This window comes from Martinezella lusitana (assembly GCF_010668395.1).
Lineage (GTDB): Bacteria > Pseudomonadota > Alphaproteobacteria > Rhizobiales > Rhizobiaceae > Rhizobium > Rhizobium lusitanum_A.
The window spans coordinates 24938-50348 of the sequence record NZ_WUEY01000022.1 but is presented as its reverse complement, the minus strand read 5'-3'; the positions used below and the strand labels follow the sequence as shown (position 1 = coordinate 50348).

The window sequence follows — 25411 nt, the reverse complement described above, 5'->3', positions numbered from 1 at the left end:
AAGGCAAGGGGGCCAACAGATGCGCTTTACGATCAAGCTCAAATTGCTTCTAACGTTTGCTGTGGTGATCGCCATGCTTCTTGGCACGGCCGTCTACAGCGTCGCAACTCTGGGCCAGGTGAACGACAATTGGTCCGATACATTGACGGGACCTGCCGAGCGCCTGCGGCTCGCCCAGAATCTCGACATCGCTATCCTGCAGCAGCTCCGACAGCAGAAAAACATCGTGCTGTCCGCATCCGTCGATGAAGCAAAGGGCTATATCGCAAAGAGCGACGCCGCGCGCGCCGCATTCGACGCGGACTTCGCCAAGATTCTGGCCAATACGACCGATCAGGACATGGCTTACTGGACGCAGGTCAAGGACCTCTCCGCCGTCTGGCGCGATGCCGACGACCGCATTCGAAGCCTGATGCTTGCCGGCAACAGCGCCGGCGCACATCAGATCTCGTCGAACGAGGCACGCGAAGCAAGCACCAAGATCGACAACATCCTGGCCCAGGTCTTCGATGCCGAGCGTGCGAGATTGAAGCAGGCGGATGTCGATGCCGCCGATGCCTATGCGAAAGCGCGCTCGATCCTGATCCTCATAGCCGCTGCGGCCTCGGTCATTGCGCTTGTCTCGGCAATCTGGATCGTCGTTTCGATAAACAAGGGCATAAACCGCGCGGTGAAGACGGTTCAGACCGTCGCCGACGGCGATCTGACGGAATTTGCCGAAATCGCAACCCGGGACGAGATCGGCGAGCTCCTTGGACATGTCAACTCGATGATCGAGCGTCTGCGGGGTGTGGTGGCCGATGCGTTGTCGGCTTCCGACAACGTCTCGTCGGGCAGCCAGCAGCTGTCGGCCGGCTCCGAACAGCTCTCCCAGGGCGCAACCGAGCAGGCCTCTTCCGCCGAGGAAGCCTCCGCCTCCATGGAAGAGATGGCCGCCAACATCAAGCAGAACGCCGATAACGCCGCCCAGACCGAAAAGATCGCCCGCCAGTCCGCAAAGGACGCGGAGATCAGCGGCCAGGCCGTCGATCGCGCCGTCAACGCCATGCGCACCATCGCCGAAAAGATCTCCATCGTTCAGGAAATCGCGCGCCAGACCGACCTGCTCGCGCTCAACGCCGCCGTCGAGGCCGCCCGTGCCGGCGAGCATGGCCGCGGCTTTGCCGTCGTCGCCTCCGAAGTGCGCAAGCTTGCCGAGCGCAGCCAGGCGGCGGCCGCAGAAATCTCCAGCCTCTCGGGCGAGACCGTCACGGTCGCGACCGAGGCTGGCGAGATGCTGACCCGCCTCGTCCCCGATATCCGCAAGACGGCCGAACTGGTCGCGGAAATCTCGGCGGCCTGCCGCGAGCAGGATATCGGCGCATCGCAGATCAACGAGGCGATCCAGCAGCTCGACAAGGTGACGCAGCAGAATGCCGGCGCGTCGGAAGAGATGTCCGCAACCTCCGAGGAGCTGGCCGCCCAGGCCGAGGAGCTGCAGGCTTCCATCGCCTTCTTCAAGGTCGAGCAGGCCAATGCCCGCAAGGCCCAGGCGATGCACGCCCCGGTCCACAGCCCCGCCCATCACGCCGCCGGTCCGGCCAAGGCCAGGCCTGCCGCCAAGGCACCGATCGGCAGAACACCGGCCGCCCGCGCCGACAACAGCGTCGCCGCGCAGCAGGCTCGTCTCAAGGGCTTTACCCTCGACATGTCCATGGGCGGGCCGGATGCCGACGACAACGACTTCCGCCAGAGCGCCTGAGCGGCTGGCTTGATACCGACAGGATCCGGCGCCGGAAGGCGCCGGGTCAAGAAAGGCCGGCGAATGTCTCAGCAGGCCTCAAGAACCGGCTCCCGGTTCGCGGAAGGGTGAATGTATCGGTCTTCGCGCATCAAGACGGCTCCCCGTCTGCCTATTCAACCTTCGATCATCAAACCTCTCCGCCTCCAGGAGTTTTTAGAGATGCGCTTCACCATCAAACTTAAACTGGCCCTCGCCTTCGGCTTTCTTATTCTGCTGTCAACCGGCATGTCGGCCCTGGCGATCATGAGCCTGTCGTCGCTCAATTCCGCGATTTCCGAAATCATCCAGGGGCCCGCCACCGATCTGCGCACGTCAGGCGATCTGTCGACCGCTGTCTTGAATGCGATCCGCAGCGAAAAGAATGCCATCCTGAACACCGATCCGCAGGCGATCAGCGGCTATATCGAGGACGTTCATACAGACGAGACAAAGATCGACCAGCTCGTTCAGCAATTGTCCAAGAGCAAGGATCAAACGGTCACCGCCAAGATCGGGGAATTCTCCAAGCAGTTTCCCGTCTGGAAACAGGTGGACGAGCAGGTCCTGAAGCTGGCCGTGGAAAATACCGAGGAAAGCAATCGCAAGGCTGCAGAACTCTCCATGGACGAAGGCCGCAAGGCAACGACCGCTCTCCTTGAGGCCGTCGAGGCCATCAACCAGTCGATTGTCGCGGATCTCCGGGAGACCGACGAGGCGACCGACAATCAATACGCCTTCGCGCGCAACCTTCTGCTGACCTCGCTGGCCGTCATGTTCGTGCTGTCGACGGTGATCGCCATCTGGATCGCAGTCGGCATCAATCGCGGCCTGAAGAAGATCCAGGCCGTCGCCGAAGGCGTGGCGATCGGCGATCTCAACCAGGATATCGAGATCAAGACCAATGACGAGATCAAGGATCTTGTCGACACCATCAACGTCATGACGGGCAATCTGCGCAACACCGCGACGATCGCCGACCAGATCGCCAACGGCGACCTGACGGTCAAGCCGAAGCCGATGTCGGAGAAGGATACCCTCGGCATCTCGCTTCAGTTGATGGTCGAGCGTCTTCGGGGTGTGGTGGCCGATGCGTTGTCGGCTTCCGACAACGTCTCGTCGGGCAGCCAGCAGCTGTCGGCCGGCTCCGAACAGCTCTCCCAGGGCGCAACCGAGCAGGCCTCTTCCGCCGAGGAAGCCTCCGCTTCCATGGAAGAGATGGCCGCCAACATCAAGCAGAACGCCGATAACGCCGCCCAGACCGAAAAGATCGCCCGCCAGTCCGCAAAGGACGCGGAGATCAGCGGCCAGGCCGTCGATCGCGCCGTCAACGCCATGCGCACCATCGCCGAAAAGATCTCCATCGTTCAGGAAATCGCGCGCCAGACCGACCTGCTCGCGCTCAACGCCGCCGTCGAGGCCGCCCGTGCCGGCGAGCATGGCCGCGGCTTTGCCGTCGTCGCCTCCGAAGTGCGCAAGCTTGCCGAGCGCAGCCAGGCGGCGGCCGCAGAAATCTCCAGCCTCTCGGGCGAGACCGTCACGGTCGCGACCGAGGCTGGCGAGATGCTGACCCGCCTCGTCCCCGATATCCGCAAGACGGCCGAACTGGTCGCGGAAATCTCGGCGGCCTGCCGCGAGCAGGATATCGGCGCATCGCAGATCAACGAGGCGATCCAGCAGCTCGACAAGGTGACGCAGCAGAATGCCGGCGCGTCGGAAGAGATGTCCGCAACCTCCGAGGAGCTGGCCGCCCAGGCCGAGGAGCTGCAGGCTTCCATCGCCTTCTTCAAGGTCGAGCAGGCCAATGCCCGCAAGGCCCAGGCGATGCACGCCCCGGTCCACAGCCCCGTCCATCACGCCGCCGGTCCGGCCAAGGCCAGGCCTGCCGCCAAGCCACCGATCGGTAGAACACCGGCTGCCCGCGCCGACAACAGCGTCGCCGCGCAGCAGGCGCGCCTCAAGGGCTTCACCCTCGACATGTCCATGGGCGGCCCGGATGCCGACGACAACGACTTCAAGGAGAGCGCATAAATGGCTGCAACCAGCACCGAAGCGCAATATGTGACGTTTGGCCTCGGCGAAGAATACTTCGCCGTGCCGGTCGCGGTGGTCCGGGAAATCCTGGATCATCAGGATGCCTTTCGCATTCCGCACGGGCCGGACTATCTGCTCGGTCTGCGGGATGTGCGCGGTCAGGGCGTGCCGGTCATAGACCTGCGCCTGCGGCTTGGCATGTCGGCCACGACGAAGACGCCGCATACCCGCATCCTCGTCATCGACATTCCGATCGCCGACAAGGTTCTGACCCTTGGCCTCGTCGCCGATCGCGTCTTCGAGGTCACGTCCTTCAAGCATCAGTCCGTCGAAAGCGCCCCCGATATCGGGGTGCGTTGGCCGTCCGAGTACATCGCCGGCGTGGTGCGCCGCGATGAGGGCTTCGTCGTCATCATCGATCTCGCGAAACTCTTTTCATCGAGCGACAAGGTATCGTTGATGGGAGTGGGTGCCGGCCAGAAGGCCACCGAGTTCGCTGCTGTTTGAGTGAGACGTGAAGTGGCAGTACAGGATCAGAGAAACTACGGAGACAAGGGGCTGAGCCGTCGGAATTTCGACCAGCTCGCCCGCTATATCTACGATTACAGCGGCATCAAGATGCCTCCCGGCAAGCTCACGATGCTGGAAGGACGATTGAGGCGTCGGTTAAGGGCAACCGGAATCGGCGATCTCGACGAATATTGCGACTATCTTTTCAAGCGCGGCGGCATCGATCGCGAAGCCATCCACCTCATCGACGCCGTTACGACCAACAAGACGGATTTCTTCCGTGAGCCGAAGCATTTCGAGCATCTCGAGAATGCCGCCCTGCCGGAGCTTCTGGCTGCGGGACATAGTCGCTTGCGGATCTGGAGTGCCGCCTGCTCGATCGGAGCCGAACCCTATACGATCGCCATGGTGATGGAGGATTATCGCGAAGCCCGTGGCGCGCCCGAATACAGCATCCTCGCCACGGACCTTTCGACCGACGTCCTCAAGGCGGCGCGCAGAGGCGTCTATCCAGCGACGATGATCGATCCGGTCGATCGTCAGCGGCGTCTCCGCTACGTGATGGAAGCGCGCGATCCCGAGCGTGGCGAAGTTCGCATTCACCCCCGGCTGCGCTCAAGAATCGGCTTCGGCCGCCTCAATCTCATGGATCGCGCCTATGAGATCGGCGACAAGGTTCATATCGTCTTCTGCCGGAACGTCCTGATCTACTTCGACAAGCCGACGCAGGAAAAGGTGCTCTCCAGGCTCTGCGAGAAGCTGGTGCCGGGCGGCTTCCTTTATGTCGGCCATTCGGAAACGATCAGCGGGCTCAACCTGCCGGTCAAGCAGGTCGCCAACACCGTCTTCAGAAAGGTCTGATGCGCATGGCCAAGAAAATCCGTGTGCTCATCGTCGACGATTCCGCCAGCGTCCGGCAGGTCATGACACAGGTGCTGTCGGCGGATCCCGAGATCGAGGTCATGGGCGCCGCCTCCGACCCCTTCATGGCCGCGAAGAAGATCCAGGAAGAAATCCCGGACGTCATCACGCTCGACGTCGAAATGCCGCGCATGGACGGTATCACCTTCCTGCGCAAGCTGATGGCGCAACGGCCGATCCCGGTCGTCATGTGTTCCTCCCTGACCGAGGCCGGCTCGGAAACCCTGATGCAGGCCCTGGAGGCCGGCGCCGTCGATATCATCCTCAAACCCAAGATCGCCGCCGCCGACCACCTGGCGGAATCGGCGGCAATGATCCGCGAGACGGTCAAGGGTGCGGCAGCGGCACGGCTCGGCGCAATGCGCCGCCGCGCGACTGTGCAGAGCGGACCGACGGCCAAGCTGACGGCCGATGTCGTGCTTCCGCCGCCAAGCGGCAGAGCCATGGCCAAGACGACGGAAATGATCGTCTGCGTCGGGGCGTCGACGGGTGGCACCGAGGCGCTGCGCGAACTGCTCGTGGCGCTTCCGGCCAACACGCCCGGCATCGTCATCGTCCAGCACATGCCGGAGAAATTCACCGCCGCCTTTGCCAAGCGCCTGAACAGCCTTTGCGAGGTGGAGGTGAAGGAGGCGGAACATGGCGACGCCGTCTTGCGCGGCCATGTGCTGATTGCGCCGGGCGGCAAGCACATGCTTCTGGAGCGCCAGGGCGCGCGCTATGTCGTTGCGATCAAGGACGGCCCTCTCGTCTCCCGGCATCGCCCTTCCGTCGATGTGCTCTTTCGCTCGGCCGCCCGCTCGGCGGCAGGCAATGCCATGGGTGTCATCATGACCGGCATGGGCGACGACGGCGCAAGGGGCATGAAGGAAATGCACGATGCCGGCGCTTTCACCGTGGCGCAGGATGAGGAGACCTCCGTCGTCTTCGGCATGCCCAAGGAGGCGATCGCCCATGGCGGCGTCGACCGTACCGTCGGGCTGACCCATATCGCCCGGGAAATCCTGGCGGCGGACAAACGCCGCTAGCGACGACCACATGCAAGGTCGCGACAGGACCGGTCGCAGCCTCGTTCAAAAGAGTTTGTTAACCATAAATGCGTAACGATCCCGGCAAGCCATGAAAGCTCCTCGTCCACCGCATTGAGTTGCCCCTCCGATCTGCCCAGGGAGTTCCCATGGCCGTTTTGACCTTTGCCAACACCAAGGGCGGCGCCGGCAAGACCACTGCCGTCGTCATCGTTGCCTGCGAGCTCGCCCGAATGGGCTTTTCGGTCGCTATCCTGGATGCGGATCCGCAATTGTGGATCTCCAAATGGCACGAGCGGCTCGGCGCGAGGGCGCCCTCCTCGCTCTCCGTCATTTCCTACGTGACCGCCGGCAATCTCGGGCAGCATGCGCGCAAGCTTCGCGACGAAGTCGACTTCCTTCTTATCGACCTGCCCGGCGCCCGCAGCCCGCTGCTTGCGCAGGCGCTTGGCTATTCGAACTATGTGCTCATCCCCGTGCAGGGCTCGGCAATGGATGCGGAAGGCGCCACCAACGTCATCGAGCTTCTCCAATATCTGGAGGATCGGGCCGATATCCGCATCCCTCATTCGGTGGTCCTGACCCGCGTCAATCCGATGGTCACCACCCGCGCGCTGCACTCCGTGAAGGAACTGCTGTCCAGCCGCCGCGTGCATGTGCTGTCCACGCCCATCATCGAACGCGCGGCCTATCGCGAAGTTTTCGGCTACGGCCAGACCCTCTATTCGATCGATCCCGCAACGGTCAGCAATCTCGACAAGGCGCAGCAAAACGCCCAGACACTGGCACAGGAGGTTCTGCGCCGCATCCTGCCCTATAGCGGCCGCATCGCCGACAAGACAAAGGCCGCGGAGTTCAAACTCTCGGCCTGACAGGCGCCCGATCGGCTTTGGGAAGACTTGGCTTGCACAGCCGGACGTGGATGCTTTCCGTCGCGAAAATTTACGTGAGAAAAGATTTTTTATTGACGGGTAGAAATAGGCTACCTAGGCTCCCCACAGGCGGAGGCCCTCCAAGAGCCCGCCAACGGGGAGGACATCTTGGCACAGAAGCTTGAAGGCAAGGTCGCGCTGGTCACCGGCGCAAGCTCCGGCATAGGGCGCACGACCGCATTGGCTCTCGCCGAAGAGGGCGTGAAGCTCGCACTCGTCGGCCGCTCCGCCGAAAGGCTGAAGGCAGTTGCCGAGAAGGCAGGCGGCGATGTGCTGGTGTTGCCGGCGGATCTCACCGAACCGGGCGCCGTCAAGAACGTCGTCGATGCCACCATCCAGCGCTTCGGCCGGATCGATATTCTCCTGCCCAATGCCGGCCTCTATATCCCCGGCGATGTCGCCGAAGGCGATCCGGACGCCTGGGACGAGCTCATTGCCATCAACGTCAATTCGGTCTTCCGGCTGGCCCGCGCCGTGCTGCCGGGCATGATCGCCCAAGGCGGCGGCCAGATCGTCGTGACGTCTTCGGTCGCGGGACATCAGGCCATCCATTGGGAGCCGATCTACTCGGCATCCAAACATGCGATCCAGGCTTTCGTGCATGGGCTGCGGCGGCAAACCATGAAGCAGAATATCCGCGTCGGCTCCGTGGCACCCGGTGTCGTGCTGAACGAACTCTGGGGCTATACCGACCCTGCCGCCATCGATGCCAAGGTCAAGGCACGCGAGGGTCTGCGATCGGAGGATGTCGCCGACGCGGTGCTCTTCATGCTGACCCGCCCGGCCAACGTCACCATTCGCGATCTCGTGATCCTGCCGCAGATCCAGGATATCTGAGCCTTGCCCGAATTCGACTACATCATCGTTGGTGGCGGCGCTGCGGGCTGCGTGCTGGCAAATCGCCTGAGCGAAAACCCGGCAACGCGCGTGTGCCTGGTCGAAGCGGGGATGGATCGCAACGCCCGCAAGGCGATCGTCCGCATTCCGCTCGCCATGGTCACCTTCATGGCGCCGGCGCTCGCCTTTCTCGGCGGGCCGAAGTTCATGTCCTGGTTCGAGACCGAGCCTGAACCGGGCCTGCAGGGCCGTTCCATAGCGTTGCCGCGCGGCAAGGGCACCGGCGGCTCGACGAATGTCAACGGCCAGATCTTCATCCGCGGCCAGCGCGAGGATTTCGACCATTGGCGCGATCTCGGCAATCCCGGCTGGGGCTATGACGATCTGCTGCCCTATTTCCGCAAGCTGGAGCGCTTCGAGATCCTGGCCGAGCCGGGTTCGGCCAAACATATTCATTTCGGCGACACGCCGCTCGAACGGCAGATCGATCCGGCCTATCACGGCACGGACGGACCGTTGAACATCGCGCCGCTGCGCAGCGTCAATCCGATGGCGGAGGTGTTTCTTGATGCCGCGCAGAAGGCCGGCCATTCTCTGAATGCAGATTTCAACGGCGTGCGCCAGAACGGCGTCGGCCTCTACACCTTTACCCAGAAGAACGGCGAACGCGTCACGGCCGAAGGTGCCTATCTCGACCCGGTACGTCATCGGCCGAACCTGACGGTGATGAGCGAGACGAACGTCACACGCATCGTGTTCGACGACCGGAAGGCGACCGGCATTGCCTTCCGAAGGCGTGGACAGAGCGGAGCGCTCGACGCCCGCGAGGTCATTCTCTCGGCGGGCTCCTTCGTCTCGCCGCATCTGCTTATGCTGTCGGGCATCGGCAACGCCAAAGACCTCGCCCGCCACGGCATTGCGGTCGTTGCCGACCTGCCGGGCGTGGGAGAGAACCTGCAGGACCATCTCGACGTCACCATCGAATACCGCGCAAAATCCATCACGCCCTATGGCGTCTCCTGGCGAGCCCTGCCGCGCAACGTCGGTCATGTGCTCAACTGGCTTTTCAACAAGCGCGGGCTGTTTTCCTCGACGACGGGCGAAGGTGGCGGGTTTATCTCGACAGATCCAGCGAGTGACCGGCCGGATATCCAGCTCTTTTTCTGCACCGGCCGGGCCAACACGCAGGCAGCCTCCGGCTTCACCGGCCACGGCTTCCTCATGCATGTCTGCCAGCTTCGGCCTGGCAGCATCGGCCGCGTTGCGCTGAAAAGCACCGACCCCGGCGAAAAGCCGTCGATCCGCTACAATTTCTTTCGCGGTGACAGCACAATGGACGTGCTGCGCAAGGGTATCCGGATGGCCCGCGCGATTGCCGCCCAAGCCCCTTTTGCACCGCATCTCGAGGCCGAGATCGACCCGGGTCTCGAGATCGAAAGCGATGGCGCTCTCAACGCCTTCATTCGCGAGCGTGTCGGCACGCTGTTTCATCCGGTCGGCACCTGTGCGATGGGGTGCGGCGAACGGGCCGTCATCGATCCGGCAACCATGCGCGTGCATGGCGTGCAGGGCCTGCGCGTCGTCGATGCCTCGATCATGCCGAGCATCGTCTCAGCCAACACGGTGGCGGCAACCTATTGTCTTGCCGAGAAAGCCGCCGATCTGATCCGTATCGCCGACGTGGCCGGCACGGCAACTTAGAGCGGCCGCCCTATCGAAATGCATTGCCGGTGAGCCGTTTGCAGGACTGCAAGCCTTGACACGCAAGACATAGCCACAAACATGGCGCGGCTCGTACTTGCCGATCGACTCAAACAGGTAGTCCTTAAAGATGCGTTTTTCTCTCCTCCTCCCGCTGCTCGTTTCCTTCGCTCCGCTCTCCGCCGCCGCCGCTGGAATGCCCTGCGCCGACCTCATCGAGGGCAGTGCCGTGATCCAGCACGGGGACGGCTTTGCCATTTCCGAGTTGCACGACGGCTGCGCCGTCCAGAATGGGATCTTCAAATCCGGCAGCAGAATGGGGTGGACCTTCGATCGCGCCGAATTCAAGGGAGACGGCCTGGTCGACTTTCTAAAGGCCATAGCCGACAAGCCCGATCATTTGCCGAGTTGGGGACGGTTTTCAGTCGAAGGCGTGCGTTTCACGCCGATGCTGGACAATGCCTTCGCCAACTACATCACGGCCGTCCAGCAATGGCCGATGGACATGTCCGGTTCCTTCCGCTTCGATCCCAAGGATGGCTATCTGGACATTCAGGAGCTGGAGCTTACCAATTTGCGCCTCGGCCAAGCATCGCTTTCTGCCGAGTTGAGTCTGCCGAAAAATGCCGGCATGCCCGCGCTGACGCAGGATGGATCGATCGGCCTGTCGCATCTGCGCTTCCGGCTCGACAATATGGGGCTGTTCGAAGGCATGGCCGTGCCGTCGCTCGCCTCGTTCATCCAGCAGATGACCGGCTCGGACGATCCGGCCCAGGGCATCGACCAGCTGCGCGACACGACGGTTGCGGCTCTGCAGGCCCTGCCCGATAGCCGGATCGATGCGGACTCCAAGAAAGCGCTGCTGCGTTTCGTCCAGGATCTGCCCCATCCGACCGGCTTCTTCACGCTCGATCTTGCCTTCGACAAGCCGATGACGGTGGGCGCCCTCGATTTCAACAGCGCTCAGCTGGCGCAATCGGCCCTCGCAAGCGCGAAGATTTCCGTGAGCTACAAGGCTCGATAACAACGGCCGGCACCCACGATCAGGCAGTTGCTCCTGAAAGGGGCGACCTCTACAGCGCCGGCCAATCGCCGGCGCTGTAGATCTTTCCATCAGCCGAGGAAATCACGGATTTCGGCTGCGATCTCGACGGCATGCGTCTCAAGGGCGAAATGGCCGGTGTCGAGAAGCTTGACGACCGCATCGGGAATGTCGCGGCGATAGGCTTCCGCGCCGGCGGGCAGGAAGAACGGATCGTGCTTGCCCCAAATAGCCAGCAAGCGCGGCTTATGGGTTCTGAAGTAGGTCTGGAATGTCGGATAGAGGGCGACATTGCTCTCGTAGTCGCCGAAGAGGTCGAGCTGGACCGTCTCCGTGCCCGGCCGTGCCAGATAGAAATTGTCGAGCGAATAGCCATCCGGAGAGACCCGCGAGGCATCCGCAACGCCGTGCGTATATTGCCAGACCGTCGCCTCCGGCGTAAGCGCCGCCTTCACCGCATTGCGGTTTTCCTCGGAAGCTTCGCGCCAGTAAGCCCGGATCGGAGTCCATTCTTCGCTCAGACCCTCCTCATAGGCATTGCCGTTCTGGGAAATGATCGCCGTAATCCGTTCCGGATGTTTTACCGCCAGCCGGAAGCCCGTCGGTGCGCCATAGTCGAAGACATAAACGGCATAGCGATCGAAGCCGACGATTTCGGTGAAGCGGTCGATCGTCCCGGCAATGCTGTCAAACGTGTTGCTGCCTTTCGGCGCGTCCGATTGCCCGAAACCGGGAAGATCGGGCGCGATGATATGATAGCGATCGGCGAGAAGAGGAATGAGGTCGCGGAACATATGGCTGGAGCTCGGGAAGCCGTGCAGCAGCAGAAGTTTTGCCGCACCTGGGGAACCGGCTTCCCTATAGAAGACCTTGACGCCTTCGACATTGACGGCGCGATAGCTGATATTGGTCATAACAAAGGTCCTTTCATAACCTTATAATATCTATTTATGCAGTTACTAACTCGGCGACCCGGCTGACGCAGAGCCCTCGTAAGTTCTGGTAGCGATGATGAATCGCGCGGTTATCTTCGATTGTTAAAGCATAAGAAGTGGAGCGATTGCGATGCAATCGAACACTCTCTTCGGCTTGTTTTCAGTAACCCTCAAAATTGCCTTAATACGGTTACGCTCGATAGCCGTAACTTGTCAAGTGACATTTGACAGGTTATATATTGCCGGTATTTTCGAGAGGCGCCCGGCACGCCGTCGGCCGGAGCAGGAGCAGCGATGGAAAATCATTCACCCGCCATTTTCGTTGGCGATGCGCTGGGGCTGGATTTCCTGAATTCGGTCGCGACGCCCGTCGACCTACCTGTCGATTGGATCGAGAATGGCGAAGGCCTGCTGCGTTGGCTGGAGCAGGCCCGGCTGGTGCCGCCGGAAACGCTTGCGGCCATGCGCGAACAGGCGCTCCCCGGCGAACTCGACAAGATCGCCGATCAGGCAAGAAGCCTGCGCGAGTGGTTCAGAAGCTTCGTGCTCGCCCGCAAGGGAAAGCCGCTGGCATCGGATGCCTTGAACGAATTGGAGCCGCTGAACCGGCTGCTGGAACGCAATGAAGGTTTTGGCCGGATCGTCGCAAAGCGCACCGGGGAAGGCACGAGTCTCGACTTTCTGCCCATGCGGAAATGGCGCACGCCGGAAGCCCTGCTGTTGCCGATCGGCGAAGCGCTGGGGCGCTTTGTCTGCACGGAGGATTTTTCGGACGTGAAAGCCTGCGAAGGCCACGCATGCACCTTGCTCTTCGTCGATCACACGCGCGGCGGCCGCAGGCGCTGGTGCAGCATGGCGATGTGCGGCAATCGCGCCAAACAGGCGGCGCATCGGCACCGGCTGAAGCAGGGCTGAGCCCCGAGACCTGAGAGACCGGCAGGATCTTGCGCACAAGCTGCCGGTCAACACCGAAGAAAGAATGCAGGCCGCTCGGGTGCTATGACCGGCAAAACCCGATCTGCGACCTCAGACCGGATCTTCGCGGTGCAGATCGTGGATGGCGACGGCATCGTCGGTGATGGGCGGCAGCAGCCATTCGGTGTGGCGCAACGTGCGCTTGGTATCCTCCAGCCCCATATCCCAATGTTCGCGCATCGATGTGCCGGAGAACTCGTAGTCCTTGGCGTGACCTTCGTAATTCTTGTGCTGATAGATCAGGTGCACGATGTTGACGACGCCGGCATCGGAGTAATCGGCGATCAAATCCTGCTCTTCCGGGGTCAGCTGATCTTTCGGAACACGCTTCAGCGCGCTCAGCAGCTTCATCTTCAGGCCGTGAATGCGCTTGAAATTGTCCGTATTCTGCCGCGTGCGGCTCGAATACATGATGTCCTTGTGGCGGGAGAGCACGTCGGGCATGCTGCGCGGCAGCACGCCGCGGGCGCTGAACAGATCCACCTGGAACACGAGCGAGCTGCGGTCTTCTTCCTGATCGAGCAGATATTGCAGCGGCGTATTGGAGACGATGCCGCCATCCCAGTAATATTCGCCTTCGATGCGGATGGACGGCAAGGCAGGCGGCAGGGCGCCGCTCGCCATGATGTGCTCGGGGCCGATACGGATATTGTCGGTGTCGAAATAGACGAAGTTGCCCGTGCGCACATTCACCGCGCCGACGCTGAAGCGCTTCTTGCCATTATTCAAGACGTCGAAGTCGATCAGCATCTCCAGCGTCTTCTTCAGCTCGGAAGAATCGTAGAAACTGGTCGCACCCTCGGCTCCCGGCAGCTCGAGCCATGGATTGGGAAAACGCGGCTTGAAGAAGCCGGGCTGGCCCATCGTCATCGTCATCCACGAACTCGTGCGGTTGCGGATATCGCGGAAGAAGTCGCCTTCCGGCGTGTAAGCCCAGATCTTGCGACCGGAAATGATCTGCCAGAACTGCTCAAGGCGTGGCAAGCGCCGGCTCGGCTCGTTGCCGGCGATGATGGCGGCATTGACCGCACCGATCGAGACGCCCGAAAGCCAGGTAGGCTCGCATCCCGTTTCGGCAAGCGCCTGGTAGACGCCGGCCTGATAGGCGCCGAGCGCCCCGCCGCCCTGGAATACGAGGGCGACCCGATCATATTGAGCGGCTATTTCCGGGATCGTTGGGGCTGCGGCCTTGATGTTTCGTTCGAGCACGGTCCGTCTCCAGCATAAATGAATGAAAAGCTTATGATTATCTGCGCTCGGCGAGATAGTCGTGAACGACCTCGCCAAGCCCAAGCGTCAGATCGGCGGTGAAATGAACGGCCGAGACCACTTCGAGAACCGGCAGCCGGGCAACATCGGCCATGACATGCGGCCGGAGATCGAGGGCCGCGGGCGAAGTCCAGGCCTCCTTGATGGTGATATCGGTCAGGTAGTAGCGCACCAGCTCGCAGATGCGCGGGGTGGCGTCGACATGCGGCACGATCTTGATCAGGAAGTTGGGCTCGGACAGCGCGGCCAGAAGCGGCGCCTGCTCGACCGGCTTGTGCTTGTAGCCCATCGTTCCGGTGGCGCAGAGGACGCTGCCGTAATGCAGCGTGCCGACGATGACCTCGCCTTCGTTGACGATCTTCGGATTGGCAAGCTTCTTCGGAAAACCCCAGATCTCGCGGCCGCCGGTGATCGGCGCATCGTCATCGAGATACATGGAATGGACATAGCCGCCGCGCTGACCGCGATACTTGACCGGGATGACCTGTCCGGTCTCGGTGTAATCGCCGAAACCTGTGGAGTCGGGCATGCGGATGAATTCATACTTCACCAGCGGCTCATCGATCTCGAGCGGCTCCGGCACGACGGCCTCCAGGGCTTCGCGGGTCGTGCGGTAGGTGATGATGATGTATTCGCGATCGAAGAACCTGTAGGGTCCGGGGGGATAGGAAGGGTTGGTCAGCGGCATCGCATAGGCATGCTTGAGAATGTCTTCGACCTTCATCGTATTTTCCGTCGTTGGAGGAAATCGCCGGGCACCGGAGCGAAAATTTGCACGGTTGCATGACAGTGAAGTGTCAGGCGCCAAATCGTTACGACGGGAGGCCGAGGAGAACTGTAATCAAAGCGACATATGAGGCTGGCAGTGTGCGCTCATCTCGGCATTTCCCCCTATTCAACCATGCCACAGAGATTGCGGGAGTAGCATAATGGGTTCGTTGACTTCGAAGAATGCGCTGGTCACCGGTTCGACGAGCGGTATCGGGCTTGCGATTGCGCGCGCCTTTGCCGCCGAGGGTGCGAATGTCACCATCAACGGTCTTGGCGATGCCGATGCAATCGAAAAGGAGCGCGCCGCCATCGAGGCCGATTTCGGCGTGAAGTGCCGCTACTCCGGCGCCAACATGATGAATGGCGAGGAAGTGACATCGATGGTGCGCGAAGCCGAGGAAGCCTTCGGCAGCCTCGATGTCCTCGTCAACAATGCCGGCATCCAGTTCGTCGCCCCGATCGAGGAATTTCCCGACGACAAGTGGGAAGCGATCATCCGCATCAACCTGCTCGCAGCCTTCTACGCGATAAAGGCTGCCATCCCGGGTATGAAGGCGCGCAAATGGGGCCGCATCATCAATACGTCCTCGGCGCATGCCCTGGTCGCCTCGCCCTTCAAGTCGGCCTATGTCTCGGCCAAGCATGGCATTACCGGCCTGACCAAGACCATCGCTCTCGAAGCAGCGCAGGACGGCGTGACCGTCAACTCCATCGCGCCCGGCTATGTCTGGACGCCGCTTGTCGAAAAGCAGATCCCCGAAACGATGAAGGCCCGCAACATGACGGAGGAGCAGGTCAAGCACGACGTGCTGCTTGCCGCCCAGCCCACGAAGGAATTCGTGACCGTCGACGAAGTTGCCGCCATCGCGGTATTCCTGTGCGGCGACGCCGCCAAGCAAATTACCGGCACGACGCTTTCCGTCGACGGCGGCTGGACCGCCGAGTAATGCCAAACCATAGCCGGCGCGGCGCGAAAGGCGGCGCCGGCTTTCTGTAGCCGCAGGCTGCAGCATCAACATGAAAACGGAGCAGGAGGCTTGCAATGACCGAAGAGACCCAGGACCCGCTCAGCCGCATCAAGGATGAGATCGTCGACAGCTTTGACGAAGAGCTGGAGATGCAGCTCGAAGAGGACCGGCTGGACGAGTTGGTTGCCGAGGGCCTTATCAGCGAAGGCGAAGCGACACTCGACCGCAAGCTTTATTTCCGCGAGCTCTTCCGTCTCCAGCACGAACTCGTCCGTCTGCAGGACTGGGTGCAGTACAAGAAGCTCAAGGTCGTCATCCTGTTCGAGGGCCGCGACTCCGCCGGCAAGGGCGGCGCCATCAAGCGCGTCACGCAGCGCCTCAATCCGCGCGTCTGCCGTGTCGTCGCCTTGCCTGCTCCGACCGAACGCGAGCGGCATCAATGGTATTTCCAGCGCTATGCCGCCCATCTGCCGACCGCCGGCGAAATGGTGCTGTTCGACCGCAGCTGGTACAACCGGGCCGGTGTCGAGCGCGTCATGGGCTTCTGCTCGCCCGAAGAGCTGGAAGAATTCTTCCGTACCGTGCCTGATTTCGAGCGCATGCTGGTTCGCTCCGGCATCATCCTGCTCAAATATTGGTTCTCGATCACGGACGAGGAGCAGGAATTCCGCTTCAACATGCGCATCCAGGATCCGCTGAAGCAGTGGAAGCTTTCGCCGATGGACCTGCAGAGCCGCGTGCACTGGGAGGAATACACCAAGGCGAAGGAAGAGATGCTGGAGCGCACCCACATTCCGGAAGCGCCGTGGTGGGTGGTCCAGGCGGTCGACAAGAAGAAGGCGCGTCTCAACTGCATCGCCCATCTTCTGAAGCAGATCCCCTACGAAAACGTGCCGAAGCCGGAAATCATCCTGCCGGAGCGCCTTCGCCACGACGATTACCATCGCACGCCAGTACCGCCGGAAATGTACGTTCCGGAAATCTACTGACGACATCGACGGGACGGGTCGGCTTATGCGGGCCCGTCATCCGCCGAAGACTATGGCAGGCCAGCGGCTTCAAGTGATGATATGATGCGAGTCTGACATTCGTGTCATCGGCTGAGGAGACCGTCATGACTGCGCCGCATCCTTCGAAAACGCACATCGGCAACCACGCCCTGCATCCCGAAACCCAGATGCTGAATTACGGCTACGACCCGGAACTGTCCGAGGGCGCGGTCAAGCCTCCCGTTTTCCTGACCTCCACCTTCGTCTTCAAATCGGCCGAGGACGGACGCGATTTCTTCAATTACATATCCGGCCGCAACGAACCCCCGGCAGGCAGGGGTGTCGGCCTCGTCTATTCGCGCTTCAACCACCCCAACAGCGAAATCGTCGAGGATCGGCTTGCCGTCTACGAACGAACCGAAAGCGGCGCGCTGTTCTCCTCGGGCATGTCGGCGATCGCCACCACCCTTCTGACCTTCGTCCGCCCCGGCGACGCGATCCTGCATTCCCAACCACTTTACGGCGGCACGGAAACGCTCATCGCCAAGACGTTCCTCAATCTCGGCGTTTCCGCCGTCGGATTTGCCGACGGTGTCAACGAGGCCTCGGTCACATCGAGCGCCGAGGAAGCGATGGCAAAGGGCCGCGTATCGGTCATTCTGGTGGAAACGCCGGCCAATCCGACGAACAGCCTGGTCGATATCGCCATGATCCGCCGCGTTGCCGATGCGATCGGCAAAAAACAAGGCCATGTACCGATCATCGCATGCGACAATACCCTGCTAGGGCCTGTCTTCCAGCGGCCGATCGAACATGGGGCGGATATTTCGCTTTATTCGCTGACCAAATATGTCGGCGGTCATTCCGATCTGATCGCAGGCGCCGCACTCGGCTCGAAAGCCGTCATCAAGCAGGTCAAGGCGTTGCGCGGCGCGATCGGCACCCAGCTCGACCCGCATTCCTGCTGGATGCTCGGCCGTTCGCTGGAAACGCTGCAGATCCGCATGGAACGGGCAAACAGCAACGCCCGGGCGGTGGCCGATTTCCTGCGCGACCATCCGAAAGTCGAGCAGATTCACTATCTGCCCTACACAGACCCGGCCTCCGCTACGGGCCGAACCTTCGCCACCCAATGCAGCGGTGCGGGCTCGACCTTCTCCTTCGACATCAAGGGCGGCCAGCCGGCGTCGTTCAAGTTCCTGAACGCATTGCAGCTCTTCAAGCTCGCCGTCAGCCTCGGCGGCACGGAATCACTCGCCTCCCATCCTGCAACGACGACGCATTCCGGCGTTCCTGTCGATGTACGCCACCGCATCGGCGTGCTGGAATCCACGATCCGGCTTTCGATCGGGATCGAGCATCCTGACGATCTGATCGCCGATCTCTCCGCCGCGCTCGATAGCGCCTGATGAGGCAGGCGCGATCCGATGCGCTAACGAGAGAGGTTTGCACACCATGCCGGGCGTTGCCGACCACAGGATGCCTTGCCTGGGAGCGTCAACGACAGCACGATCGATAGGCAGCTTCGCCGCCGGTAGAGAGGAGCAGCCTGCTCGAAAGGGCAGGAACGCGCACGCACTTGCCAGTCCAACCTTATCGGTTGCGACGGCGAGCCCGTCGTATCGGCTCAGCTTTCGAAATCGCCGAACACGTCCTGCAGCCGGGTCAGCAGCTCGACGCGCTCGTCCACCTTGCCGCGAAGAAGGACAATGATGTTGCTCAAGAGCAGGTCCATGACCGCGGTCATCGTCGCGGCTCCATCCCAGAGCGGGCCGTGCGAACCGGGTATGACAAGCGAGATATCCGAGGCCTCCTCCGCCCAGGGGCAGAATTCGTCGGTCAACAGAATGACCTTGACGCCGGCGCGGCGCGCTTCCTCCGCCAAGGGTCTCGCCTTGGACGCGAAGCGCCGGACATCGTGGAGAAAGAGCACGCGGCCATCGACCGAACCGTCAAGCAATTCGGAATAGGTGCCGTTGAGGCCATCCATGAAAGCGACGCGTGGCCGGGTATAGGAAAGCTGCGCGGCGAAATACTGCGCAATGCCCCGAACGTTCTGATAGGCGGCGACATAGACCTCGCTCGCCGAGATCAGCGCATCGATCGTCTGCTGCCATTGCGGCGCGGTCGTCAGCTCGTAGATCAGGCCGAGATTGTCGACCTGCTGCTGCAGCAGGCCGGCGAGGAATTTGCCATCGCGCAGGTCCTCCTGGAAGCGATCCATGGACCCCTTGACCTGCCAGGCCGGATTGGAACGGCTGCCACGGCGCAGCGCCGCCTTGAGCTCGTCGAGGCCATCGAAGCCAAGCCGCCGCAGATAGCGGCCAACGGTCATCTGCGAAATCTCAAGCCGGGCTGCGATGGATTTCGCCGTCTCGAAGGGAAGTTCGGCGATGTTGCGCTCTATATAGCTGGCAATCAGCTTGTCGGATTTCGACTTGCGCATTTCCGCGCTCTGCACGAGCTTCAGTATCTGCTTCGACACTCTTTCCTCCGGGGAAGCTCCGCCCGGAACCGGGCGGAGTATCGTTTCGCGATATTACTGGGCAGTCTTGACTTTCGTCCATGCCCGATCGAACTGGCGCAGGCCGCCGCCGAGATCCTGAAAAATCTGCAGACGCTTCATGGTTTCGTCGGTCGGATTGATTTCCTTGCTATTCTTGATGTTTTCCGGCGTCAATTGGCGGGCCGGAACGTTGGGCGTGCCGTTCGTCTGCTGTGAGACGTTGAGTGCGGCGATGTCGGGACGCGTATAGAACTGCTGGAACTTGATGGCATTGGCCTTGTTGGGAGCCGTCTTCAGCACGCACATGTCTTCCTGATACATGGTCGCGCCTTCTTCCGGAATGACATAGCCGAGATCCTTCGGATTGCCGAAGACGTTGATCATCGAGCCGACGAAGAAGTGAGCCGCGGCAATGTCGCCGGACTCGACCATCGGCCGGGAGTCATAGGTGAAAGCCGCAACATAGGGCTTCATGTCGATGATCGTATCGGCCGCCTGCGAGAGCTCTTCCGGATTGGTCGAATTGACGGAATGGCCGTTGAGCATCAGGCCGACGCCCAGCACTTCGCGCATGTCGTCGAGCAGCGTGAACTTCAGATGCTTGGCCTTGACCGTCGCGACCAGGTCCTTCCAGCCGGTGATGTCCTTGCCGAGGACCTTGCGGTTGTAGAGAATGCCGACGGTGCCGAAGGCGTACGGCAGGCAATATTCGCCCTTCGGATCGCTCTTGGTGCGCAGGAAGCGCGGGTCGATATTCTTGAAGCCCTCGTAGGTGTTGATGTCGGTCTTCTCGAGCAGGTTGAGCTTGGCCATGATGTCCTGCATGTGCACGGACGGGAAAACGATATCGTAGCCCGTCGCGCCCCCTTGAATCTTGGCAAGCATTTCCTCGTTTGAGGAATAGGTCGAGAGATTGACCTTGATCTTGGTTTCCTCCTCGAATTTCTGGAGGACGGCCGGATTGATGTATTCGCCCCAGTTGTAGATGTTGAGTTCGTCGGCGAGGACTGCGGTGGGCAGCAATGCGGTGAGCGCAAAGAGACCCAGGCGTCTAAAAACGCCTTTCAAAATCATCATTTCTGTTCCCCTTAGTAGGATTATTATCCCTTCGGCGCGTTTGGCTCGGCCTTTGGTGGAAGCTGTAACCGACCGCGTTGAGGGCGTTGACTTCGACGAAAAAATGATATCAACATATCTAAATCACGCAAGAGTTAATTTAATAACATTTCGGGGAACGACGAATGCGAGATGCGATTGTGCGGCTGGCGTCAGCCGCAAAGGCCTTTTCGACTCCAGAGGGTCGAGAGGTCAAGGCACTTGACGGCATCGATCTTGAGATCGACCGCAATGAATTCATTACACTTCTAGGCCCCTCCGGCTGCGGCAAGACCACGTTGCTGCAGGCGATCAGCGGCTTTGTCGAACTTGATGCGGGCCGCATCACCATCGACGGAGAGGACATGACGGATCGGCCGCCTTATCGCCGCCCCGTCAACACGGTCTTCCAGAACTACGCGCTGTTTCCGCACATGAGCGTGGGGGAAAACACCGGCTATGCGCTGGAAGCCGCCGGCGTCGGGAGGGCCGAGCGCACCGACCGGGTGCGATCGATTCTGAAAATGGTCGGGCTGGAAGGCATGGAAGGCCGCCTGCCGCGGCAATTGTCGGGTGGCCAGCAGCAGCGTGTCGCACTTGCCCGCGCCATCGTCGCGCGCCCCAAGGTCCTTCTGCTCGATGAACCGCTATCGGCGCTGGACCGCCATCTGCGGGAGACCATGCAGCTCGAGCTGAAGAACCTGCAGCACGAACTCGGCATCACCTTCATCTTCGTGACGCACGACCAGCAGGAAGCCCTGACCATGTCCGATCGTGTGGCGGTGCTTGCCGAGGGGCGCATCCAGCAGCTCGATACGCCGCGGCAGATCTACGATCATCCCGCCAATACTTTTGTGGCGAGCTTCATCGGAGCCAGCAACCTCTTCGAAGGCAGCAGCGACGGCCAGACCTTCATGACCAGCGACGGCACGGCAATCAGGCACGCTCCGGCGACAGGCAGCGAAGGCAAGGGGGCTGCCGTCGCCCTGATCCGTCCGGAAAATTTCTTCCTGGCAACCAATGCCGATACCTGCCCGGCGCTCGACGTCACCGTGGAGCAGATCGTGTATGTCGGCTCGTCCTTCGAAGTCTTCGGCCGGACGACGGATGGCCGCAGGCTCATGGCGCAGATCCCGGCGTCGCAGCGCGGCGCCGTCGGCCAGCTTGCCGCGGGCCAGGCGGCACGCTGGCACTACGATCCCGCAAGCGTCCACCTGATCGCGGCGAAGGAGGCAGCGTGATGAACATCGCTACACGCCGGCGCCTTCAGCTCGGGCTGCTGCTCGGGCCGGTGACGCTGTTCCTGCTTGTCTTCTTTCTCGTGCCGCTCGGGATCATGGTGGTGACGAGTTTCCTGACGCCGGGCCTCTACGGCGGCGTCGAATGGAGCTTCTATCCCGACAATTTCGGCCGCATTCTCGGTTTCGCCAATCCGGAATTCGAGGAATACGATCCGGTCTATATCGGCATCTTTCTCCGCTCGATCCGCATTGCTGCAATGACGGTCGGGGCAACGCTGCTCGTCTGCTACCCCGCTGCCTTCTACATCAGCCGGCTGCCGGACAAATGGAAGAATTTCTGCCTCTTCCTGATCACGCTGCCGTTCTTTTCCAGCCTGATCGTCCGATTGTTCGTCTGGGTGATGATCCTGCGTCCCACCGGACTGGTCAACAACGCGCTGATGGCATCGGGCATTATCTCCGCACCGCTGGAGATGATCTATACGGATGGCGCGATCATCCTCGGCATGGTCTATGTCTTTATCCCGTTCATGTTCATGCCGATCTATGCCAGCATCGAGAAGCTGGACTGGCGGCTCGTGCAGGCGTCGCTCGATCTCGGCGCCGGCCCTATCCGGACATTCCTGCGCATCATCCTGCCGCTGACGGCACCGGGGATCGCCGGCGGTTCTGTCATCGTCTTCATCCCCGCGCTCGGCAATTTCGTGGTGCCGGCGGTGCTTGGCGGCGCCAAGGTGATGATGCTCGGCAATCTCATCGAGGGGCAATTTCTCTCGGCGCGCAACTGGCCGTTCGGCTCGGCGCTCGCCATGATGGTCATGGCCGTAATGCTCGTTCTGCTTTTCGCCTATGTCATCCTGTCCGGCCGCCGCAATGCGACCGCAGCGCTGACGGTATAAGGAGAGGGTTCATGAAAATCGCACGCACTCTCTTCAACGGCGGTTTGGCGCTCTACACGCTGCTGTTCTTCGCCTTTATCTATATCCCCCTGGTGCTGATCGCCGTCTATTCGTTCAACGCGAACCCGGTCAACATGATGAGCTGGAGCGGATTCACAACGGATTGGTATGCCCAGGTCTTCGGCTTCAAGACGGCAGTCTCCGAGAACGCGCTCTATATCGAATCGACCGACCAGCTGATCGCCGCCGTCTTCAACAGCCTGAAGATAGCCTTGACGACGACCGTCATTTCGACCTTGCTCGGGACCGCCATGGCAATTGCGCTTCACCGCTTCAATTTCTTCGGCAAGCGCTTCTATCAGGTCGCCATGTTCATGCCGATGCTGATGCCCGATATCGTTCTCGGCATCGCGCTTCTGATCTTCTTCGTCAGCGCGGGGATCCAGCTCGGCCTGATGACCATCATCATCGGCCAATGCACGTTTCTCACCTCCTATGTGTTCATCGTCGTGTCGGCGCGTCTCGCCGGCATGGACCGGACACTGGAAAACGCCTCGGCCGATCTCGGTGCCAACGAGTGGATGACCTTTCGCCGCGTGGTGCTGCCGCAGCTGATGCCCGGCATACTCGGCGGCGCGCTGCTCGCCTTCATCATTTCGATGGATGATCTGGTGATTACCTATTTCATCGCCGGCGTCGATGTGACGACCTTGCCGATGTTCATCTTCGCCATGCTCCGTCGTGGCATCAAACCGGAGATCAATGCGATCGCGGTGATGATGCTGACCTTCTCCTTCCTCGTGGCCTCGCTTGGCCTTTACCTTCGCTCCCGGCAGAAATGACATGACCATAAAAACAAGCACCCGCAAACCGCGCGGCCGCCAGCTCGGCCTTCCCTTCAACGGTCGCACCGGCACGAACAACGCCATCACCGATGTCGCCGGCATCGGCGTCGGCTTCCGCACGATCATCGAAAACGAGCCGCGCCCCGGCCGCAAGCGCCCGACGCGGACCGGCGTCACCACCATCCTGCCGCATATGGACTCGGAGACCCCCGTCCCCGTCTATGCCGGGGTGCATCGCTTCAACGGCAATGGCGAGATGACCGGAACGCACTGGATCGAGGACGGCGGCTATTTCCTGGGGCCCGTCGTCATCACCAATACGCATGGCGTCGGCATGGCGCATCACGCCACGGTCAAATGGATGATCGACCGCTATGCCTCGACCTACCAGACAGACGATTTCCTCTGGATCATGCCCGTCATCGCCGAGACCTATGACGGCGCATTGAACGACATCAACGGACTGCATGTCAGCGAGGCAGACGTACGCGCAGCCCTCGACGGCATTGCCGCCGGGCCGGTTCAGGAAGGCAATTGCGGCGGCGGCACCGGCATGATTACCTACGGCTTCAAGGGCGGCACGGGCACATCGTCCCGGATCGTCGAGTTCGATGGCCGCACCTATACGATCGGCACGCTGGTTCAGGCCAATCACGGCCAGCGCGACTGGCTGACGATCTCGGGCGTGCCGGTCGGCCGGCACATGCGGGACGGCACTCCGCAGAGCCAGCTTCAGGAGCGCGGCTCCATCATCGTCGTCATCGCGACCGACCTGCCGCTTGCCCCGCATCAGCTCAAGCGCCTCGCCCGGCGCGCCGCCATCGGCATCGGCCGCAACGGCACGCCCGGCGGCAACAATTCCGGCGACATCTTCCTGGCATTCTCGACCGCGAACGCCCACCCGATGGCGCACAGGGCCAATGGGCACCTGCCCCTGCAGATCGTCAACGACGAGCCTCTCGACCCGGTCTACCTGGCAGCGGTCGACAGCGTCGAGGAAGCCGTCGTCAACGCCATGCTGGCAGCCGAGGATATGGGTGGAACGCCTTACGACCGCTTCCGGATCCAGGCCATTCCCCATGACCGGCTTGCCGAACTCGTCCGTCAATATGGGCGGATGGAAACATAAATCCGCCTTGCCGATCTGATCGATCCGAGGAACCAAGCCGTCCGTGTCGTGCTGTCGCTCACACGCGCACGGCGTTGCTTTCGAACATGCTCGATTGCCGGACAACGGTTTCTTCCAAAAGAGCCTGCAGCCAGTCGGCAAAGACCTGAACGCGACGGGAAAGATGCCGGCGGTGCGGATAGAGCAATGTCATCTGCAGCGGTTCCGCACGATAGTCCGGCATCACCTCGACCAGCTCGCCGGCTTCCAGATGCCGGAGCAGGTCGTAGGCCGGGTTCTGGATCAATCCCAGCCCCGCGACGCAGCAGGCGATATAAGCCTCAGCGCTGTTGACGGTGACGCGCCCGCGCATCGGCAGGCTGCGCAGGACACCATTTTCCATCCATTCCCAAGGCTCGATCCGTCCCGTCGAGGGCGATGCATAGTTCACCGCCCAATGGCGATCGAGATCCGCCGGCGTGTGCAGGGCGCCATGTCGCGACAGATAATCGGGGCTGGCGACATTGATGAGCGGCAATTTCCCGATCGGCCGGGCAATGAGACCTGAATCGACAAGCGGCCCGACGCGCAGCACGCAGTCCACGCTATCCTCGACCAGATTGACGGCCCGATCGGTAACGCCGAGATCCACGTCGATATCCGGAAACTGATCGAGAAATGCCGGCAGCGCCGGCGCTATGATCAGCCGGCCGATACGGCCAGGCACGTCGGCCTTCAACTTGCCCGAAGGCTTGGCGTCGCTCCGGCGAAACAGGCTCTCCGTCTCCTCGACATCGGCAATGACCCTCAGGCAACGGTCATAAAAGGCCGCACCATCCTGTGTCGGCGAGACCCTGCGGGTGCTGCGATGAAGAAGCCGCGCGCCGACGCGCCCCTCCAGTTCGATCACCGCAGCCGAGACCGAGGAGCGCGGCAGACCCAGCGTATCCGCCGCGCGGGTGAAGCTGCTGCATTCGACAACGCGCGTAAAAATCCTGAAGAGGTCGATACGATCCAAGCAGAGCCCGCCAATTGTCCGTAATTTC

The 25411-nt window shown here is 61.5% G+C and carries 23 protein-coding genes; 17 read left to right on the top strand and 6 right to left on the bottom strand.

Annotation, left to right across the window (positions count from 1 at the left end; translation table 11 throughout):
• Positions 1–19: 19 nt before the first annotated feature.
• From GR212_RS30215 to GR212_RS30175, 9 genes are all read left to right on the top strand, one after another.
• Positions 20–1741: a methyl-accepting chemotaxis protein gene (locus GR212_RS30215; protein ID WP_163992521.1), complete on the top strand. Its 1722-nt coding sequence runs from the start codon at positions 20–22 to the stop codon at positions 1739–1741.
• Between the two features lie 201 nt (positions 1742–1942).
• Complete coding sequence (locus GR212_RS30210; RefSeq protein ID WP_163992519.1) at positions 1943–3790, top strand: methyl-accepting chemotaxis protein; 1848 nt, start codon at positions 1943–1945, stop codon at positions 3788–3790.
• Positions 3791–4300: a chemotaxis protein CheW gene (locus tag GR212_RS30205; protein ID WP_163992517.1), complete on the top strand. Its 510-nt coding sequence runs from the start codon at positions 3791–3793 to the stop codon at positions 4298–4300.
• A gap of 12 nt (positions 4301–4312) precedes the next feature.
• A complete protein-coding gene (locus GR212_RS30200; RefSeq protein WP_348643576.1) occupies positions 4313–5164 on the top strand; it encodes a CheR family methyltransferase in 852 nt (283 codons plus the stop codon).
• Between the two features lie 5 nt (positions 5165–5169).
• Positions 5170–6252 (top strand): protein-glutamate methylesterase/protein-glutamine glutaminase, encoded by a 1083-nt coding sequence (locus tag GR212_RS30195; protein WP_163992513.1) that lies wholly within the window; start codon positions 5170–5172, stop codon positions 6250–6252.
• 149 nt (positions 6253–6401) lie between these two features.
• Positions 6402–7124 (top strand): ParA family protein, encoded by a 723-nt coding sequence (locus GR212_RS30190; RefSeq protein WP_163992511.1) that lies wholly within the window; start codon positions 6402–6404, stop codon positions 7122–7124.
• Between the two features lie 168 nt (positions 7125–7292).
• Positions 7293–8021: an SDR family oxidoreductase gene (locus tag GR212_RS30185; protein ID WP_163992509.1), complete on the top strand. Its 729-nt coding sequence runs from the start codon at positions 7293–7295 to the stop codon at positions 8019–8021.
• Positions 8022–8024: 3 nt separating this feature from the next.
• The gene (locus GR212_RS30180; protein ID WP_163992507.1) at positions 8025–9722 is read left to right on the top strand and encodes a GMC family oxidoreductase; all 1698 of its coding nucleotides are present in this window, start codon (positions 8025–8027) and stop codon (positions 9720–9722) included.
• 130 nt (positions 9723–9852) lie between these two features.
• Complete coding sequence (locus GR212_RS30175; protein ID WP_163992505.1) at positions 9853–10746, top strand: hypothetical protein; 894 nt, start codon at positions 9853–9855, stop codon at positions 10744–10746.
• Between the two features lie 89 nt (positions 10747–10835).
• On the opposite strand, the gene GR212_RS30170 is transcribed toward GR212_RS30175, so the two are convergent.
• A complete protein-coding gene (locus GR212_RS30170) occupies positions 10836–11678 on the bottom strand; it encodes an alpha/beta fold hydrolase (protein WP_163992503.1) in 843 nt (280 codons plus the stop codon).
• Between the two features lie 315 nt (positions 11679–11993).
• Between GR212_RS30170 and GR212_RS30165 the strand changes: the two genes are divergently transcribed.
• Entirely contained in the window at positions 11994–12614 is a 621-nt protein-coding gene (locus GR212_RS30165) for a CGNR zinc finger domain-containing protein (protein WP_163992501.1), read from the top strand.
• 111 nt (positions 12615–12725) lie between these two features.
• Here the strand turns inward: GR212_RS30165 and GR212_RS30160 are convergent, their stop codons facing one another.
• Together GR212_RS30160 and GR212_RS30155 are read right to left on the bottom strand one after the other, a co-directional pair.
• Positions 12726–13883, bottom strand: a complete 1158-nt coding sequence (locus GR212_RS30160) for a DUF3734 domain-containing protein (protein WP_163992499.1) — start codon at positions 13881–13883, stop codon at positions 12726–12728.
• Between the two features lie 37 nt (positions 13884–13920).
• Positions 13921–14667: an acetoacetate decarboxylase gene (locus GR212_RS30155; RefSeq protein WP_163992497.1), complete on the bottom strand. Its 747-nt coding sequence runs from the start codon at positions 14665–14667 to the stop codon at positions 13921–13923.
• 205 nt (positions 14668–14872) lie between these two features.
• Here GR212_RS30155 and GR212_RS30150 point away from each other — a divergent pair, with 205 nt between their 5' ends.
• The 3 genes from GR212_RS30150 to GR212_RS30140 all read left to right on the top strand — a co-directional run bounded on the left by GR212_RS30150 (position 14873) and on the right by GR212_RS30140 (position 18080).
• On the top strand, positions 14873–15661 hold the full coding sequence (locus GR212_RS30150; protein WP_113399891.1) for a 3-hydroxybutyrate dehydrogenase: 789 nt from the start codon (positions 14873–14875) through the stop codon (positions 15659–15661).
• A 95-nt stretch (positions 15662–15756) separates the two neighbouring features.
• Positions 15757–16671 (top strand): polyphosphate kinase 2, encoded by a 915-nt coding sequence (ppk2, locus tag GR212_RS30145; RefSeq protein ID WP_163992495.1) that lies wholly within the window; start codon positions 15757–15759, stop codon positions 16669–16671.
• A gap of 125 nt (positions 16672–16796) precedes the next feature.
• Positions 16797–18080: a cystathionine gamma-synthase family protein gene (locus GR212_RS30140; RefSeq protein WP_163992493.1), complete on the top strand. Its 1284-nt coding sequence runs from the start codon at positions 16797–16799 to the stop codon at positions 18078–18080.
• A 218-nt stretch (positions 18081–18298) separates the two neighbouring features.
• Here the strand turns inward: GR212_RS30140 and GR212_RS30135 are convergent, their stop codons facing one another.
• Positions 18299–19156, bottom strand: coding sequence for a MurR/RpiR family transcriptional regulator (locus tag GR212_RS30135; protein ID WP_163992491.1), 858 nt, complete (start codon positions 19154–19156; stop codon positions 18299–18301).
• A gap of 54 nt (positions 19157–19210) precedes the next feature.
• Entirely contained in the window at positions 19211–20254 is a 1044-nt protein-coding gene (locus tag GR212_RS30130) for a polyamine ABC transporter substrate-binding protein (protein WP_163992489.1), read from the bottom strand.
• Between the two features lie 164 nt (positions 20255–20418).
• Between GR212_RS30130 and GR212_RS30125 the strand changes: the two genes are divergently transcribed.
• The 4 genes from GR212_RS30125 to GR212_RS30110 are packed head-to-tail and all read left to right on the top strand — an operon-like array spanning position 20419 to position 24386.
• Positions 20419–21513 (top strand): ABC transporter ATP-binding protein, encoded by a 1095-nt coding sequence (locus tag GR212_RS30125; protein WP_163992487.1) that lies wholly within the window; start codon positions 20419–20421, stop codon positions 21511–21513.
• Complete coding sequence (locus GR212_RS30120) at positions 21513–22412, top strand: ABC transporter permease (protein ID WP_163992485.1); 900 nt, start codon at positions 21513–21515, stop codon at positions 22410–22412. Before GR212_RS30125 ends, GR212_RS30120 begins: the two co-directional genes overlap by 1 nt.
• An 11-nt stretch (positions 22413–22423) precedes the next feature.
• Positions 22424–23254: an ABC transporter permease gene (locus tag GR212_RS30115; protein WP_163992483.1), complete on the top strand. Its 831-nt coding sequence runs from the start codon at positions 22424–22426 to the stop codon at positions 23252–23254.
• A 1-nt stretch (position 23255) separates the two neighbouring features.
• Positions 23256–24386, top strand: a complete 1131-nt coding sequence (locus GR212_RS30110; RefSeq protein ID WP_163992480.1) for a P1 family peptidase — start codon at positions 23256–23258, stop codon at positions 24384–24386.
• A 58-nt stretch (positions 24387–24444) separates the two neighbouring features.
• Here the strand turns inward: GR212_RS30110 and GR212_RS30105 are convergent, their stop codons facing one another.
• On the bottom strand, positions 24445–25383 hold the full coding sequence (locus GR212_RS30105) for a LysR family transcriptional regulator (RefSeq protein ID WP_163992478.1): 939 nt from the start codon (positions 25381–25383) through the stop codon (positions 24445–24447).
• Positions 25384–25411 lie beyond the last annotated feature (28 nt).

Bases quoted from the DNA above. Each gene is read 5' to 3' on its own strand.
- GR212_RS30215 (WP_163992521.1), top strand. From the start codon at position 20: ATGCGCTTTACGATCAAGCTCAAATTGCTTCTAACGTTTGCTGTGGTG.
- GR212_RS30210 (WP_163992519.1), top strand. From the start codon at position 1,943: ATGCGCTTCACCATCAAACTTAAACTGGCCCTCGCCTTCGGCTTTCTT.
- GR212_RS30205 (WP_163992517.1), top strand. From the start codon at position 3,791: ATGGCTGCAACCAGCACCGAAGCGCAATATGTGACGTTTGGCCTCGGC.
- GR212_RS30195 (WP_163992513.1), top strand. From the start codon at position 5,170: ATGGCCAAGAAAATCCGTGTGCTCATCGTCGACGATTCCGCCAGCGTC.
- GR212_RS30190 (WP_163992511.1), top strand. From the start codon at position 6,402: ATGGCCGTTTTGACCTTTGCCAACACCAAGGGCGGCGCCGGCAAGACC.
- GR212_RS30175 (WP_163992505.1), top strand. From the start codon at position 9,853: ATGCGTTTTTCTCTCCTCCTCCCGCTGCTCGTTTCCTTCGCTCCGCTC.
- GR212_RS30170 (WP_163992503.1), bottom strand. From the start codon at position 11,678: ATGACCAATATCAGCTATCGCGCCGTCAATGTCGAAGGCGTCAAGGTC.
- GR212_RS30165 (WP_163992501.1), top strand. From the start codon at position 11,994: ATGGAAAATCATTCACCCGCCATTTTCGTTGGCGATGCGCTGGGGCTG.
- GR212_RS30155 (WP_163992497.1), bottom strand. From the start codon at position 14,667: ATGAAGGTCGAAGACATTCTCAAGCATGCCTATGCGATGCCGCTGACC.
- GR212_RS30150 (WP_113399891.1), top strand. From the start codon at position 14,873: ATGGGTTCGTTGACTTCGAAGAATGCGCTGGTCACCGGTTCGACGAGC.
- ppk2 (WP_163992495.1), top strand. From the start codon at position 15,757: ATGACCGAAGAGACCCAGGACCCGCTCAGCCGCATCAAGGATGAGATC.
- GR212_RS30140 (WP_163992493.1), top strand. From the start codon at position 16,797: ATGACTGCGCCGCATCCTTCGAAAACGCACATCGGCAACCACGCCCTG.
- GR212_RS30130 (WP_163992489.1), bottom strand. From the start codon at position 20,254: ATGATGATTTTGAAAGGCGTTTTTAGACGCCTGGGTCTCTTTGCGCTC.
- GR212_RS30125 (WP_163992487.1), top strand. From the start codon at position 20,419: ATGCGAGATGCGATTGTGCGGCTGGCGTCAGCCGCAAAGGCCTTTTCG.
- GR212_RS30120 (WP_163992485.1), top strand. From the start codon at position 21,513: ATGAACATCGCTACACGCCGGCGCCTTCAGCTCGGGCTGCTGCTCGGG.
- GR212_RS30115 (WP_163992483.1), top strand. From the start codon at position 22,424: ATGAAAATCGCACGCACTCTCTTCAACGGCGGTTTGGCGCTCTACACG.
- GR212_RS30110 (WP_163992480.1), top strand. From the start codon at position 23,256: ATGACCATAAAAACAAGCACCCGCAAACCGCGCGGCCGCCAGCTCGGC.